At 44.2% G+C, this 15,310-nt stretch carries 14 protein-coding genes; 12 read left to right on the forward strand and 2 right to left on the reverse strand.

Annotated elements, in window-relative coordinates:
• Nucleotides 1-267 precede the first annotated feature (267 nt).
• From BMX56_RS18270 to BMX56_RS18330, 12 genes are all read left to right on the forward strand, one after another.
• Nucleotides 268-2,709: a hypothetical protein gene (locus BMX56_RS18270; RefSeq protein ID WP_090651120.1), complete on the forward strand. Its 2,442-nt coding sequence runs from the start codon at nucleotides 268-270 to the stop codon at nucleotides 2,707-2,709.
• Nucleotides 2,710-2,886: 177 nt separating this feature from the next.
• Nucleotides 2,887-3,117: a hypothetical protein gene (locus BMX56_RS18275; protein WP_090651121.1), complete on the forward strand. Its 231-nt coding sequence runs from the start codon at nucleotides 2,887-2,889 to the stop codon at nucleotides 3,115-3,117.
• 448 nt (nucleotides 3,118-3,565) lie between these two features.
• Nucleotides 3,566-4,762 (forward strand): head maturation protease, ClpP-related, encoded by a 1,197-nt coding sequence (locus tag BMX56_RS18280; RefSeq protein ID WP_090651122.1) that lies wholly within the window; start codon nucleotides 3,566-3,568, stop codon nucleotides 4,760-4,762.
• Nucleotides 4,763-4,855: 93 nt separating this feature from the next.
• Nucleotides 4,856-6,064: a hypothetical protein gene (locus BMX56_RS18285; protein WP_090651123.1), complete on the forward strand. Its 1,209-nt coding sequence runs from the start codon at nucleotides 4,856-4,858 to the stop codon at nucleotides 6,062-6,064.
• Between the two features lie 138 nt (nucleotides 6,065-6,202).
• Entirely contained in the window at nucleotides 6,203-6,790 is a 588-nt protein-coding gene (locus BMX56_RS18290; protein ID WP_090651124.1) for a hypothetical protein, read from the forward strand.
• A gap of 172 nt (nucleotides 6,791-6,962) precedes the next feature.
• Nucleotides 6,963-8,246, forward strand: coding sequence for a hypothetical protein (locus BMX56_RS18295; protein ID WP_090651125.1), 1,284 nt, complete (start codon nucleotides 6,963-6,965; stop codon nucleotides 8,244-8,246).
• Nucleotides 8,247-8,623: 377 nt separating this feature from the next.
• Nucleotides 8,624-9,238: a DUF6712 family protein gene (locus BMX56_RS18305; RefSeq protein ID WP_090651127.1), complete on the forward strand. Its 615-nt coding sequence runs from the start codon at nucleotides 8,624-8,626 to the stop codon at nucleotides 9,236-9,238.
• Entirely contained in the window at nucleotides 9,238-10,131 is an 894-nt protein-coding gene (locus tag BMX56_RS18310; RefSeq protein WP_090651128.1) for a hypothetical protein, read from the forward strand. Before BMX56_RS18305 ends, BMX56_RS18310 begins: the two co-directional genes overlap by 1 nt.
• Nucleotides 10,132-10,135: 4 nt before the next feature.
• Nucleotides 10,136-11,521, forward strand: a complete 1,386-nt coding sequence (locus tag BMX56_RS18315) for a hypothetical protein (protein WP_090651129.1) — start codon at nucleotides 10,136-10,138, stop codon at nucleotides 11,519-11,521.
• The gene (locus BMX56_RS18320) at nucleotides 11,518-12,177 is read left to right on the forward strand and encodes an SGNH/GDSL hydrolase family protein (protein ID WP_090651130.1); all 660 of its coding nucleotides are present in this window, start codon (nucleotides 11,518-11,520) and stop codon (nucleotides 12,175-12,177) included. Before BMX56_RS18315 ends, BMX56_RS18320 begins: the two co-directional genes overlap by 4 nt.
• Nucleotides 12,178-12,350: 173 nt before the next feature.
• Nucleotides 12,351-12,584, forward strand: a complete 234-nt coding sequence (locus tag BMX56_RS18325; protein ID WP_090651131.1) for a hypothetical protein — start codon at nucleotides 12,351-12,353, stop codon at nucleotides 12,582-12,584.
• Nucleotides 12,585-12,599: 15 nt separating this feature from the next.
• A complete protein-coding gene (locus tag BMX56_RS18330; RefSeq protein ID WP_090651132.1) occupies nucleotides 12,600-12,860 on the forward strand; it encodes a hypothetical protein in 261 nt (86 codons plus the stop codon).
• 13 nt (nucleotides 12,861-12,873) lie between these two features.
• Here the strand turns inward: BMX56_RS18330 and BMX56_RS18335 are convergent, their stop codons facing one another.
• Together BMX56_RS18335 and BMX56_RS18340 are read right to left on the reverse strand one after the other, a co-directional pair.
• Nucleotides 12,874-13,986, reverse strand: coding sequence for a Fic family protein (locus BMX56_RS18335; protein ID WP_090651133.1), 1,113 nt, complete (start codon nucleotides 13,984-13,986; stop codon nucleotides 12,874-12,876).
• A gap of 200 nt (nucleotides 13,987-14,186) precedes the next feature.
• On the reverse strand, nucleotides 14,187-15,263 hold the full coding sequence (locus tag BMX56_RS18340) for a glycoside hydrolase family 76 protein (RefSeq protein ID WP_090651364.1): 1,077 nt from the start codon (nucleotides 15,261-15,263) through the stop codon (nucleotides 14,187-14,189).
• Nucleotides 15,264-15,310: the final 47 nt, after the last annotated feature.

Consider the following 15,310-nt stretch of genomic DNA (forward strand, 5'->3'; position numbering starts at 1 on the left):
ACACTCAGGCTCTGACTTGCTATAACTTTAGTAGCTTATATCCTAACCGGTTGTTGCTCTTAATAAGAATTTAATACTCCATTGGAAGTATCTTATTTTCAATAATCGACAGCATTAAGTGGTTGCGAGAGTGGATCAGCACCATTGCATAAAACCTGCTTTTTAGTTTGTTAAAGGAGCCGGTATCGACAACTTAAACATTGCGAATATTAAACTCAGATTCACGCCGAAGTCAACTATGCCAACAAACATATTAAACATATAATTATGCCAGAAAAAATAAACAAACAGCTCGTATCCGACATAAATACCAGCACCGATCAACTTAAAAACCAGGTAATTGAAATAAATAAATCATTGGATGATTTATTAAAACGCCAGAAAGACCTGGTTACCGCAGGCGAAAAAAGCGGAAAGGCCTACCAGGATGTGGCGGTGCAAGTTCGGCTTGCAAAAGATTCCATTAAGGAGATTACCGCTCAAATTGATGAAAACATCAAATCGCTCAATTTGTCAAAAAACTCATTGCAGCAAAACAAAGGCTTTCTGCAGGCGTTAATGGCGCAATATGACGAACTAAGTAAAAGCCAAGGCAATAATTCAAAAGAAGTTAAAGCTTTAAATGTCCAAATTGGCACACTTAGCAATACCATAGCCGATCAGGAAGAGAAAGTAGAGAAAAGCCGGAAAGTGTTTGATGTGCACAAAAGCACTAATGAAGCCCTGAAATCGTCGCTTGATAAGCTAAAAGAGTCGAATAAAGAGTTTGGCCCTACGATAGAAGAAGTATCAAAAGGATTTAATGCCATGAAAACCGGACTATCGGCTGTAAAAACCGGATTTCAAAGCGTTGGCGGAGCTATTAAAACTACTGGTTTTGGATTGTTGGTGCTGGTTCTTCAATCGTTGGTTGAATACTTCACAAAAAATGCCAAAGGTATAAAGCAATTAAAGGGATTCATGGCCGCTATCGGCCTTGTTGTAGAAAAAGTAAAGAAAGGTTTTCAAAGTTTAGGAGAATTTATAGTCAATGCGGTAACCCACCCTGTTGATAGTATAAAGAACCTCGCAAACATAATCAAGGAAAATATTATAAACCGGTTTAAATCATTCTCGGTAATACTTGATGGTATTATGCATCTGGATTTTAAAAAGGTAGCAGACGGGGTATTACAGAGTTTCACAGGCGTTACCCATGCAACTGACAAAATTAAAGTTGCGTTTGACGCTACAAAAAAAGCCGCTGTAGATGCAGGTAACGAAATAGTCAACACTTATAAAGAAGCGCAAAAGGAAACAAAAAAAACAGAGGCCGCTAAGGGAACCTTACATAAAAACGATCAAACGCGGCATCGGGAAAAAATGCAAATGCACAAAGAGGAAGCAGATGCAAGCAAACAGGAGTTAACCCCAAAAACGAATACAGATACCAACGAAAAAACCTACCAGGATTCCCTCATCAAACAAATACAAGCCACCGCCAATGGCTTAGCCAAAAAGGCTGAACTGCAACACAATAGTTATACCGAAGAACAGGCAACTTTAAAACGTTTGTATGATAGCAAACTCATCAACCAGGAACAATACCAACAGGAAAGTACTCAACTGGAAGAAAAATATCACGTTGGCATTGGCGAAATCATCAAACGTATGAATGCCGAAGACCTGGAAAAAGTTAAAAAACAGCAAAAAGAACTTGTAGAAGCCCAACAACAAAAAGAGCTTATTAGTAAAGACCAACACGATGTTGACAAAGCCATTCTGCCCTGGAACAAATTGGAAGCCGAAAAAAAACTGATAACAGACAAATACAACTTCGAGATACAAAAGGCAGCTGAAGCAGGTAAGGATACCGCCGCCCTAAGGCTCGAGTACCAGGAAAAAATTACCGAAGCAACCAAAAAATCAGAAGAACAGCGTAAGGCATTTGCCATTCAGGCCGCCCAACAAGTTTCAAGCGCGGCCTTCTCCCTCATCAGCAACAGCATCAAATCATCCAGCGAAGCCAAAATACAGGCATTAGAAAGTGATAAGGCCAAAGAGCTAAGCAACACCAACCTCACCAAAAGCCAGAAAGCAGCCATCGAGGCCAAATACAAGAAAAAGGAAAACGACGAAAAAGTAAGAGCCTTTAAAGCCGAGCAAAAAATGCAAATAGCCCAGGCGGTTATTAACGGGGCCATCGCCGTTACAAAAACGTTGTCGACCATGGCCCTGCCGGCTGCCATTCCGTTTATAGCGGCAGATGTAGCCATGACGGCCATGCAAATAGCAACCATAGCATCGCAAAAGCCGCCAAAATTTGCACGGGGTGGCCAGTTTATTTCTGATGGCCGTGGCGCATTATTACCCGGTTACAGCCGAACAGATAATACCAACGCTTATCTGCGCTCGGGCGAAGCGGTTGTAGTATCCGAAGCCATGCGCAATCCCTGGGCCCGCAACCTGGTAAGCGCCATCAACGTGGCCCATGGCGGCCGTGATTTCTCGGCACCAAACCCGGGCAATGGTTACGCCATCGGCGGCATATTTACCGACGGTGGCAACGCCAACCGCTACTATAACCAACCGGTTAATGATGTAAAAGAACTTGCCAACACGGTAGCCTACCAAATGATCAACAACTTCCCCCCTATTTATGTGGACGTAAAAGACGTTAACAACCAGCAAAATATACTGGCACAAACGGTGGATAGGGTGAATCTTTAATTCAAAAGTCAAAATTAAAAAGTCAAAAACAGGAGTATCCTGAAGAATATCCATGCCAAAAAGCATAACGAACATACCTTTTGACTTTTGACTTTTGACTTTTGACTTTTGACTTTTGACTTTTGACTTTTGACTTTTGACTTTTGACTTTTGACTTTTGACTTTTGACTTTAAAAAATGAATATCAAAACAGCAAACACATTATTTGACGATGGCGTATTTTCGGCCATGTACAGGGCGGGGTTTATTACCACCAAAATTTTCACTTACCGCGAAATTTACCTTTGGATCCACGCCCAGATGCAGATCCGCAATATCACCAAAAACCAGGCGGTGCTGGAAGCCGAGGTAAAATTTGGCAAAGACGAGCGTACCATCTGGCGCGCGTTGAATTGTTTTACAGAATAATCAGTTGCGGCTGTCCGAACCGGAATTCATCGAATTAAAGAATTAACAGAATTTCAAAATTCGAGAAATTCAGCTAATTCGTTTAATTCGAGTTCAGACAAAAAAATAATCCACTGACAAACTAGTGTCACCATTGCATTAAAACATTGTCCCGATATTTGTATAGTTCAGTCGCCTGAACCGGAATTCATCGAATTAAAGAATTAACAGAATTTCAAAATTCGAAAAATTCAACTAATTCGTTTAATTCGAGTTCAGACAAAAAAATCAACCACTGACAAACTACTGTCACCACCAAAACAAAAACTAATACCGATCTTTGAACTATGCCAATCGGCATTAATAACATTAGTAATAATAATCGAATTCAGGCTGATCTGAGCCAAACAAAACTTCCGGACTTTCCGACTTACCGGACTTCCGGACAAAAATCCCAAATCTCAAAAAGATGAGTTACAAAATTTACTTATACGATACCGAAACCGACTGCATCGGGTCGGGCAGTTTATCATCGGCATACATACAAACGCAGTTGCAGGAAGCCGCCGGGCAAGACCTGGAGGTGCACATCAGCTCGGTAGGCGGCAGCGCGTTTGATGCCATTGCCATATATGATCTGCTTAAAAAATATCCGGGCAATGTAACTACCTACATTGATGCCCTGGCCGCCTCGGCGGCCTCTATAGTAGCTATGGGTGGCAAAACCATAGTGATGAGCAAATATGCGCTGCTCATGATCCACAAACCAATGGTTGGCAGCGGCGGCAATGCCGATGAGCTTTTAAAAGATGTGCAGATGTTGAATGTAGTACAATCGCGCCTGGCGCAAATCTACATGGACAAGTCCGGGTTGGACGGAGTAACAGTAAACAGTTTAATAAACTCCGTCACCTGGATGACTGCCGACCAGGCCCTTGACATGGGCTTTATTGACCAGGTGGAGGATTATAGCCCTGATATTACCAACAGCGCCCTCATCAAAAAATACACTACCACAGCCCCAGCGGTTTACCAGCGATGCATTAACAAAATCTTAAACAATAAAAACAATATGAACATCGAAAACAAAGAACTTATCGAGAAAACCACGTCGGTTTTGGATAAGATTATGAACTTTTTCAAAAAAGTGGTAAACAAGCAAACCATTACCGACAAAGGCACGCTGCACCACGCCGGCGAACTGGCCGAAGGTGCCGAAGTGTACAACGACGAAGACATGAGCACCCCGGCGGCTACAGACACCTACACCACCGCCGACGGTAAAAAGATTGACGTTAAAGAAGGCCAGGTGCAAAAAGTAGCCCCCGCGCCCGAAGCCGACCCCGAGGCCGAAGATGAGGACGACGATGTACCAACAAGCAAACTTAACCCGGCAAAAAAAGCTACCGAAATTCAAAACCGCCTGCAGCAACTAAAAGCCAGGTTACATGCCCAAAACGCGCTGTTAACCGAAGCCCGCACAGCCCTTGAAGAAGCAAGCAACCGCCTGCAAAAAACCCGCACCGAAGTTAAAAACGAAATAAAATCAACCTACAGCCCCGAAGGCTCCAAACGCAGCAACAAAGCAAAAACCGAAACCACACCCTTCTTCGCCCCGCAAAGCGAATTAGCTAAAAATGCGGTGAAAAGGGCGGTAGCGAAATAGTCGATGGCCGATAGTCGATAGACCATAGATAAAAAATTACAATTACCAAACCATGGACCATCGACTATGGTCTATGGACTCTAAAACAAAAAAATGGCTCAATTTACATTCACCAACAACACCTATGCCGGCGAAGCGCTGGCCGGGTTCATGGCAAGCACGCTGCTGGAAGCCGATTCAGTAAAGCGTGGACTGCTCACCGTTATTAACGACGTTAAAGCCCGCAAAATTATCCTTGATGTTGACGACGAAGTGGTACTGCAAGACCCATCGGGCATTTTCCACGACCAGGGTACCACCACCATGCAAACCGAAAGCTACCTTGACCCCGTAGTTTACGAATTTATGAAACAGGAACAATGGGACAAACTGGCCCAAAGCTGGGAAGCCCAATCCCTTAAACCCGGCGCCTTTATGGATTACGAAGGCATTGTAGACTTATCCGACTTTATGGTGCAGCGCTACTTAACCAAAATACAGGTAGCCAACGAGCGACTGTACTGGTTAGGTAAAGGATCAACTAAAGAAGCCACCTTTAGCGCCCCATTTGCCGGCTTACTGCCAACCATTGCAGCGGCATCGGGCGTGTACAAAGTAGGCCTGGGTAAACCAACAACATCTATGAGTGCTACAGCCATCAGCGCTTTAGGCGTGGTTACCGTGGCCGATACATCAACCTTAGCCGATGGCGATGTAGTAACCGTTACCCAGGTTACCGGTACCAGCAAGGATACCACCAACGGCGCGCCGGGTATCGATTTAACCGGCCAGTCGTACTTTATCCAGGTGTTAACGCCTACCACGTTTAGGCTGGTGCGCAACTACAACGAGGTTAACAGCCGCAAACCGGCAACATTCCTGAATACCTCATCTGCGGCAACCATCAGCTACATTAACGTAAGCAACGTATTGCAGGTTTTGGGCAGCGTTTACGCCCAGCTTGATCCTGCCGACCGGATCCAGGAAGATTTTAACCTGCAGATTCCTTTACACGTAGGTTATGCCTATGCGCAGGCACAGGCCAACAAAGCGCTGAACGTTATCAACGCCTTTACGGATATGAAGAAAATGGATTACCTGGGTATTCCGTTGCAGATCATGAACCACTGGCAGGCTAATACTATACTGGGTGCCCGTTCATCAAACCTGTTTTTAGGGGTCGATTTACTGGGCGATGCTTCCGAACTTTCAACAGTTTACATGAAGCCCTATACCAATGATAACGTAGTACGCATGAAAGCCCGCATGAAAGCAGCCGTAAACTTCAAATTTGCCAACGAGCTGTTTTACTTAAGCGCTTAAGAGTAGTAAGTATCAAGTAGCAAGACAGCTGCAGGAAGTTTGAATCCGAAAGCCTTTTGTCCGAAAGTCAAAAATCTTGATACTTGATACTAACTACTTGCTACTAAATCAATAATTCAATAATTCAATAATTAATCAATGTCAATTTACAATAAAATAAACGCGGGCTTTAAACTGGGTACAGACGAGCCTGTAACATCGGGAATAGAGGATGTTATTTACATTTTTAACCAGGATGATATCACGCTAACATATGATGTGGCCAACCCGCTTATCATAACCGGTTTAACAGCAGTAGGTACTGCAAAGGTCTACAAGTTTGAGGGTACCAACAATAGCTTCAACACCATGAGCAAGCTCACCAAAACACAGGTGGGGCCACGTTATACCGAAGAGATAGATTTTAATATTGCCGGCTTATCGGTTGATATTAAAGGCCAGCTGATGGCGATGGGCTACGGCCGTTTACGCGCCATAGCGGTTAACAACTACAAATCGAGCGACTCGGCAATCGAACTTTTTGGTGCCGTGAACGGATTGATCCTGACCGATGCCGAACGTAACGCAGCCGATGAAACCCTGGATGGTGGCTACAAACTAAAATTAACCAATCCCGATAAGTTAAAAGAGCCCTACCCTCCCCGCGCCATCTCCATCGCGCCCGAATCAGGTTCGGCCACTTACACCAGCACTATTGCAGCAATCGAGGCGCTGTTGGCGGCTTAATTAGTGAATTGGCGAGTTAGTGAATTAGTGATTCATTGAATTATGACTGATTATAAATCCGAGCACTCCATTCACCCTCCCTTATCAATCACTAATTCACTCATTCAATAACTCACTAATTACCCCCCCTTATCAATCAATAATTCAATAATTCACTCATTCAATAATTAAAATGAAAACTTACTTACCGCAAATTGAGCGAAGAATATTGGTAAGGCCCAACCAAACCTACGGGATATTAAATTACGACCTGGATAACGCTTACCCGCAGCGGATGCTGGAACTGGTTGCCGGATCGCCAACGGCTAAAGATTGCTGGAACAAAAGGACCAAATTTATAGGCGGTAATGGGTTTGAAGCCACTGGTTTAGGCAAGCAGATCATCAATCCCAAAGGATTGACCCTGGCTAAGCTTTTGAAAGCGTTGGCAACAGATAAGGCGCTTTTTACCGGCTTCGGCATTCATGCAAATTACAATGCCAACTTTAAAATAGCTTCGGTTAATTACATTAAGTTCGAAGACATCCGCATGGGCGATACCGATTGCCCCGAAACGGCCAACAAGTTTGCCATTTATAACGATTGGGGCCGCAAAACCTGGAAAAACATCATGCGCAGCAAGGTTATATTCTTAGATAAATATGACCCCGACCCCGCGGTTGTGCAGCAACAGGTTGACGATGCCGGCGGGTGGGATAAATACAAAGGGCAGCTGCTTTATTTTAATCCCGAGATTGATGATTATCCCCTGATAGAAGCAGATTCTGTTTGGGAGGATTTTGAAACCGAAGCAGGCATTAAGATTTTTAACAACCGGGAGGTTACCACGGGCTTTTTGCCGTCAACCATGTTGTTCATGAAATCGCGCCGCGAAGAGGCCGATAACAGCAGACCTAATGCAGATGAATTTGCAGGAATAAATACCCCATCGCAGTTGGAGCAGGATTTAGGTGCTTTCCAGGGAACGAAAAGCGCTCAAAAAATCATTGTTATAGAATATGAGGATGAAAACTCAAAACCGGAGTTTAAGGCCTATCCTATCCAGAATAACGATAAGCTTTTTGAAACAACCGAACGATCTGTTGAAGCCCGCATCATCAAAGGATTTTCAGTACCCAAGGAACTGGTTAATCCCGACAAATCATCTGGCTTAAGCAACGGCGGCGAAAAGAAACAGGCCATCATCGAATTTAACGATAATACCGCGCCCGACAGGCTGGAGCTTGCTGAAACCCTTGCCGAAGTATTCAGTCATTTTTATACCAATATCAATCCGGCCGGTAATTGGGCTATTACACCAGTGCCTGCCATAGCCGCCGATGATAGCCCTGGGATTAAAGCGGGTAATGCTATCAACGATCTGCTTGCATCTGCCATCCCGTTGCAAAATAAAATTGCTGCCCTGGTTTATGCCTATGGCTTTAAACAAGCCGAAGCGGAGGCTATGTGTAAATAGCAGTCAGCCCCTCCTAATCCTCCCCGAGGAAGGACCATATGTGTTCGGAAGACTTTTTAGTCCCTCCCCACGGGAGGGGTGCGGTCGGAAATGAGCGCAAAGGCAGGGAGGGGTTTACACGAGCGGAGAGTTGCAAAGTGGCTTGAACGCCTGATTTAACCCCTACCTCCTCCTTCCCCAAGGAAGGAATCGCACCCCCCGCCGCTTTTTTTATTTCTCCCGGACACCCGTGAAGGGAGGAGTTAAAAACAAACATTAATCCATCGGCCCAAAGTCTCCCCTTCAGGGGGAGATTCAGAGGGGGCTTACAATAAACTTATCTATTAACATAATCAAAAGTCTCCCCCTTCAGGGGGAGATTTAGAGGGGGCTATCCTATGATCTATCTCATCAACCAAACCACGTTTCAGCAATACGAGGATATTACTGTAAATATAAAACCCGAACGCTTGAAGGTATTCATCAAAAAAGCGCAGGAACTGGATTTAAAACCTTTTTTGGGGCATGCCCTTTACTATGATTTTTTAAGCCATTTTAATGAAGATGGCACCCTGCAGAATGATGCCCCGCAACCTTATAAAGACCTGTTGAATGGCAGCGAGTACCTTGACGATTACGGCCATATTGTATTGTACGAAGGCCTGGCCCCTACTATGGTTTACTTCACCTTCGCGCGTTTTATTGAAAACGATGCCGTGCACTATACAGCCACCGGCCCGGTAATTAAACGCCATGAAAACGGCGACGCCCTTACATCGCCCGAAGTGGTAAAACTGGTACAGCAGCAACGCAGCATTGCCAATGCCTATGCCAACGACATTGAAAAGTTTTTGTGGGATAATAAGGCCGATTTCCCGCTATGGCGATATAACGCCAAAAACAAAAGCAGCAGGCAGGCCGGCCCCCGGATAAGGGGTGTGGATAAAACCGACTTTAATTACCCGGGCAGCTATAACAATTACAATTTAACCATTACCGAATTTTTAAACTGATGGCAACCGACAAAAAAATAACCGACCTGCCGGTAGCATCCGCCATCGCTGCGTCCGACAGCTCCATTTTGGTTAAAAACGGCACCGATTACCAGTTTGCATTCAGCACCCTGCTGGAGTTTATCGGCGCCGGGTTAACCGTAGGCGCGGCCATCTCCTTCGGCACTACCCTGCCTGCCAATATATCGGGCAAAAATGGCGACGTTTTTATTAACACCGCCGCTGGTATCATGGCACAAAAAATAGCAGGCACCTGGGCAGTGGTTTACACCTTCCCTACCGGAAATGCAGCCGACGGAACCGTTTTGTACGGCACCAGCATTCCGGCAACCGCCACCGGCAAAAATGGCGACACCTATATAAACACGCTCACAGGCATCTTCTACAAAAAATCGGCAGGCGTGTGGGCGCAGGTATTTTCCATGCAAACAGGCCCTGCCGGCGTTGCCGGTCCGCAAGGCGCTACCGGCCCCGCCGGTGCCAATGGCAAAACTATTTTAAGCGGCATCACCAACCCATCCAATTTGTATACCGGCACCGATGGCGATTATTATGTTAACACCGCAACCTACACCTTTTTCGGCCCAAAGACAGCCGGTGTTTGGCCGGCCGGATTTTCGCTGGATAACACAGATGCCGAAGCCATAGCTAACGAGGCTGAGTTGAGAAGTGCGGCGGACGAGGAATTGCAGGGGCAGATAGATGCGTTGGCAGGCAGCTTTGATATGCGGGCATTTATATCAACTGCCCCGGTTTGTGCAGATGAGGCGGCCGCAACAACAGCAGGATTGACGGCTTATACATTGTACAAAACCAGCACAGGCGAACTACGCTATAAACTGCCTGCAGAAGGTGAAGGATTTACTTACACATTACCCCTAATACTAAGCTAAAGACATGGCAAACAACACAGTTGCAACCAAAAACACCGGCGATACCTTAACCGCCGCAGAAATTAACGATATTGCCTCGAAGGCGAACACTAAACAGGAACCTTTAGGCTTTACCCCCGAAAACGTCGCAAACAAAGGTACAGCCAATGGCTATGCAGGATTAGACGGCACGGGGAAGGTTCCTTTAACGCAATTACCAGCCACAGGCGGCGATGTACCCGACGGTGGAACAACAGGGCAGGTACTAACCAAAGCCAGCAACACAGATCAAGACACCACCTGGGTAACACCATCTGGCGGCGGTAGCGGCTCATTACCCGTTAGTATTGCAGATACTAATAGTATTCCTTTTAATAATATGCTTACCGTGGTTGGCGATCATACCATGAGCGGAGCATTGGTTATAACACCAAATACTGTTGGTGCGGTTGCGGGGTGTGGGGCGGTGCAGAGGATAATTTCGGATGGCACTAATATCCCAGACATATCAGCATTTAAAATATTAGCTTCATCATCTGCCTATAATAACGGCGTTGGTACCGTTAATCTTTTAGTATTCTTTTATGACGGCATTTCCTTTAATACCGCCATAACCCAAAATGGAGAGATTATATTGCCTGATGCAAATACTGAAGTTGCGGCGTGGGTGGCGCGCTTATCTATAGCAGGCTACAGTATTTCAAGTCCGCGCAGGGCTGCATATCAGGCATTTTGGGATACCATGAAACAAAATGGTATTTATAATCTCATAACAGAGGCATGGATGTTTGAAGGAGGCACGGCCGCCACAAATGTTTTAGGTTTTAAGGGAGTATCAGATGGTGTTATTCACGGCACTATTACTCATTCGGCTACCGGCTCAAAGGGTGACGGCTCAACCGGACATATGGATTTGGGTATTAGCCCAGACCCGGGCGGCACCGCTATTCCCATAGGCAACATGCAGTCGATACACATTGCCGGTTATCTTCGCCTTAACGAAGCTGGGGGCAGTGGTGCTGGGCATGATGCTATCGGCGTTCGGGGTGCCGGAGAGAACTATTTAAGCGTGAATCCCGCCTCGTCTGGCTACACCAGCTATTTTAGTATAGGTGGCGTAACTTTTACACCTACTACTATCGATACAAATGGCCGTTTTATCGCAAGCAATATAAGTCCGAATGCCTTTATTTTGCGAAATGGCGTAACTATTGCAAGTACTGCTTTCAACACAAGCATAGGCACCAATAGTGTACAACTATCGGCTTTCGCAAGTATCGATGGAGGTACGGTTGATTCGTTTTCACCACAAGAATTAGGGTTTATATCTGTCGGCAAAGGCTTAACAACAACACAAGCAGCTATATTAGATACAGCTATGTCAACCTTATTTGCAGCAATTTCACGATGAGTATATTAAAACACATATTAAATTTAAAGGGCCAAAAAATTCATATTTTTTTTGGTGATAGCATTACGATGGGCGTTGGTGCATCTAATGACGCGCACCGTTGGTCTGCTTTATATTGTGCTGCAAAGGGCGATATTGAAGAAAATCATGGAGTAAGCGGTAGTCCTTTACAAAATTCAACTCCCTTGAACCCCACGGGTGCGCCAAATTTCAGGGACGCGGCCAGTCAGCTAATACCTACTTATATTATAGGATATGGTAAATTATTTATATCATACGGAACTAATGATGTAGGACTAAATCTGGTAAACTTCACCGCAGCCAATTATAAACAACAGCTAAAAGAAGTAATTTCAATTGCCATTTCAAAGAACTGGCCTTTAAGAGATATTATCGTTGAAAGCCCCTCATATTATGAACAGTCTGGCAGAGACGGGTATGTTGGGCTATATGGTGTAACTATAGCCGCTGATTTAACACGGCATGAAGCGCATGTATTGGCGGCAAACCAAGCTTGCCTAGAAACCGGCGTTGTATTCGACGATAGTTATGCCTATATGAAAAATAATGGTGGCGCATCGTTGTTGAGACCAGATGGCTTGCACCCTAACGATGCTGGCCACTTAGCTAAAGCAACACATAAACTTACTTTGTAAATACTATTTAATCGTTTTAATGTCTTTTTAAATTCACAGAAGGAATTTAAAAAACCCTTTAAGAACGCGTTTGATAGGTAATTTTTGAAGCGTAAAGCTACCTTTTATCCTTAAATAACCTCATTCCCCTCATAGCCTATTCTAAAACTAAGGCTGTTTAAACTACCCCAATCATGAAAAAGAAATATTCGTTCTGGGAGCGTATCACCAGTGATACGCCCTCATTTTTTAAAAAAGTTCAAATTTTAGGCGCGGGCCTTGTGGCTATTTCGGTTTCACTCACCGGAGTTGGCATCATTCCGGTTGCCGTTACAGGCATAATAGCTGCTGTGGGCACAACTATGGGGGCAATTGCCCAGCTTGCAGTAAAACAATCCGAACCCGATACTACAGCTTCGGAAAAATAATTAATTCAACCAGTTATGACAACACTCGATCAACGTGAAATCAGGGGGATCACCCTCAAAAACATCACCGTTACTATTATCAGCACGATAAGTATAGTTGTTTCTGTGATGACAACTTACTTCCAGTTAAAAGGCGATATCCGGGATGTGCGGTCAACACAGGAAACTCAAAACCGGGTTAATGAAATACGCCTTAAAGTTCTTGAGGGCGAAGTGGCTATCCTGCAGCAGGAAGTTCGGGAACTAAAAGACAGCAAAATTCGCAAAGGTGCTTAGCTGAGCTGCCTGCTTAGTTTTCTAAAATGCGCACCAGGTCATCGTTAACATAAAACGTTTCTCTACCATCTTTAATCTGGCTCAAAACTTTTGCATCAACCAATTCACCAAAATATTTGGTAAGTGTTGTTCTGGACGTGATGCCTAAACGATCGCCAATTAGTTGGGGCTTGATGTATGGCTGACTAAAAATCAATTCGTTTACCTCCTTGCTATACCATTTAATTTTACCTTTAGCGTGGATAAGCGTCGCTTCCATTTGGGCAATAATGTTATTAATAAGCTGGCTTGTTAAATGGGATGTGTTTTCGACGGCATCAAGCATGTATAATATCCAGGGCTTCCATGATCCCCGTTGCGTAACAATTCCCAGATTGTAATAATAATCTTCCTTGTTTACAATGATGTATTTTGACAGATAGAGTACCGGCTGGCTCAGCAATCCTGCGTGCACCAGGTACAACAGGTTTAATATTCTGCCGGTGCGGCCATTTCCGTCAGAAAAGGGGTGTATCGCTTCAAACTGGTAATGAGAAAAACACATTTTAAGCAACGGGTCGGTTGGGTATTGCTTATCATCGTTTAAATATTCCAATAAGTTATCCATCAGTTTTTCTATTAATCCGAGGCCTCTTGGGGGAGTGTATATCACTTCCCCTGCCCTGAATTCACTCTGCCCGCGCTGGATTACCGTTAATGATGCAGGCGACCGCAAACCGGCCGATAACTGTTTAATTTGCCTGAATACGCCGGTTATGCTTTTTAAATCAATCTGATTTTTCTCTTTTATTAGCCTGTAGCCTTCCCATAACGCTTCACGGTAGCGCAAAACTTCTTTGGTAGCTATATTGGCCCTGTCTTCCTGCACGGTATCCGAAACTGCTTTGTACAATTCATCTTCTGTTGTAAAAATATTTTCAATCGCGGTAGATGCCTGGGCTTCCTGCAACGCTATAGTGTTTACCAGCATTAAAGGATTAGGCAATCGCAAAATACCAACATTTACAGCTGCCAGCGCCCTTGATGCGGTTACCAGCTTCTTTAAAATATCTATATCATTCTCAATAACCGGATCCGGTGGGAGTAATGGTAAATCGTTAAATGGTTTGGTCCTGTCGTATGGCATAATTTACATGTTCACATTTTAACAAAAAATGAACATGTTGCAAATTAACAAAGAATTATCGACAAAAATCAATAATGTGTTCATTTTTTGTTAAAAAATGAACACATGATAAAAAAACCATCATAAAATGAACACAAAAGTGCTATATGTCCATTTTTTAGTAAGAAAATGGACATATAGCACTTTGTAACCTCGGACAACTAATCCAGCTTCAGATTATCCAGCCGGGAATAAATCTCGAGCATAGCGGCCTGGTCTATCAATGATTTTATCTTTTTAGGGCCTACAAGGTTTTGATCATCTTTTTCCTGGGCCCAGATACGGTTGGCATCGTTTATCATGAACTGCAATTGGGCTTTGTTCTTGTCCACCTTATACAATTCAATGTATCCCCTAAGCAGTACGGCGTTAAACCAGTAGTTGCCCGGTAAGCGGCCGTTCCGGTAAAAATGTTGTTCGGCAGCTTTGGCTACATTTTGTGCATCATTGAGATACCTTTTGTTTTTGGTAATATTATATAGCATCACACCCGATTGAAGCATTGTCCCCGCGTTATAAGTATAATAAGCCGAATCCACTTTCATCGATGGTACCCTCACTGCGTCGTAATAAACGCCATTAGATGATAACAAATGTTTTTTTGCCCAATTGTAAGTTACGATTGCGGTATCCAAATAGGCTTTTTGATGGGTAGCCTGGTATAATTGCAACGCCACCAATATAGCCGGACCATTAGAACAGGTGTTTTTCCCTTTTTTATCGCCCTCTACCCAATAAAAGCCACCGCCACCAACCATATCATGGCCCGATAACAGGAAGCGATAAATCATCTGAGAAGTTTCCAGGTAATCCTTTTTATGATTGCGCGCATAGGCATCCATCAAGGCGATGGCAATCCATTCGTTATCATCATAAAAACGTGAATCAACTTTTTCTTTAACTACCATAGCCTGGTAAGCCGGCACCGGCTGCCTGGCAGAATAGTACTGATCAATAGCTTTCATAACGGAAGCTATGTAATTTTTTGAAGGGTTGCCAGCCTCCATTTCATTGGCGGCCTGCACCATTGCGCACAGGGGCCACAAAAAGGAGTGATTACCTTTATTGGCCGCACTATCATTGGTTTCGAAGTACAGATTTGCCTTGGCATCGTAAAACCCATCATAGACGTTTTTATTAATGATGGAAATACGTTCTTTATAACTGGCAGTAGTTTGAGCGGTAGCATTCAAAACTATTGCCAGGCAAAAACTGATGGTTAATATTATGTTTTTCATAGGTATATGCAGGGTGATAGAAAATATCTTCCGGTATGAATTCCGGA

Source organism: Mucilaginibacter sp. OK283 (genome assembly GCF_900110415.1).
Lineage (GTDB): Bacteria > Bacteroidota > Bacteroidia > Sphingobacteriales > Sphingobacteriaceae > Mucilaginibacter.

Bases quoted from the DNA above. Each gene is read 5' to 3' on its own strand.
- BMX56_RS18270 (WP_090651120.1), top strand. From the start codon at position 268: ATGCCAGAAAAAATAAACAAACAGCTCGTATCCGACATAAATACCAGC.
- BMX56_RS18275 (WP_090651121.1), top strand. From the start codon at position 2,887: ATGAATATCAAAACAGCAAACACATTATTTGACGATGGCGTATTTTCG.
- BMX56_RS18280 (WP_090651122.1), top strand. From the start codon at position 3,566: ATGAGTTACAAAATTTACTTATACGATACCGAAACCGACTGCATCGGG.
- BMX56_RS18285 (WP_090651123.1), top strand. From the start codon at position 4,856: ATGGCTCAATTTACATTCACCAACAACACCTATGCCGGCGAAGCGCTG.
- BMX56_RS18290 (WP_090651124.1), top strand. From the start codon at position 6,203: ATGTCAATTTACAATAAAATAAACGCGGGCTTTAAACTGGGTACAGAC.
- BMX56_RS18295 (WP_090651125.1), top strand. From the start codon at position 6,963: ATGAAAACTTACTTACCGCAAATTGAGCGAAGAATATTGGTAAGGCCC.
- BMX56_RS18305 (WP_090651127.1), top strand. From the start codon at position 8,624: ATGATCTATCTCATCAACCAAACCACGTTTCAGCAATACGAGGATATT.
- BMX56_RS18310 (WP_090651128.1), top strand. From the start codon at position 9,238: ATGGCAACCGACAAAAAAATAACCGACCTGCCGGTAGCATCCGCCATC.
- BMX56_RS18315 (WP_090651129.1), top strand. From the start codon at position 10,136: ATGGCAAACAACACAGTTGCAACCAAAAACACCGGCGATACCTTAACC.
- BMX56_RS18320 (WP_090651130.1), top strand. From the start codon at position 11,518: ATGAGTATATTAAAACACATATTAAATTTAAAGGGCCAAAAAATTCAT.
- BMX56_RS18325 (WP_090651131.1), top strand. From the start codon at position 12,351: ATGAAAAAGAAATATTCGTTCTGGGAGCGTATCACCAGTGATACGCCC.
- BMX56_RS18330 (WP_090651132.1), top strand. From the start codon at position 12,600: ATGACAACACTCGATCAACGTGAAATCAGGGGGATCACCCTCAAAAAC.
- BMX56_RS18335 (WP_090651133.1), bottom strand. From the start codon at position 13,986: ATGCCATACGACAGGACCAAACCATTTAACGATTTACCATTACTCCCA.
- BMX56_RS18340 (WP_090651364.1), bottom strand. From the start codon at position 15,263: ATGAAAAACATAATATTAACCATCAGTTTTTGCCTGGCAATAGTTTTG.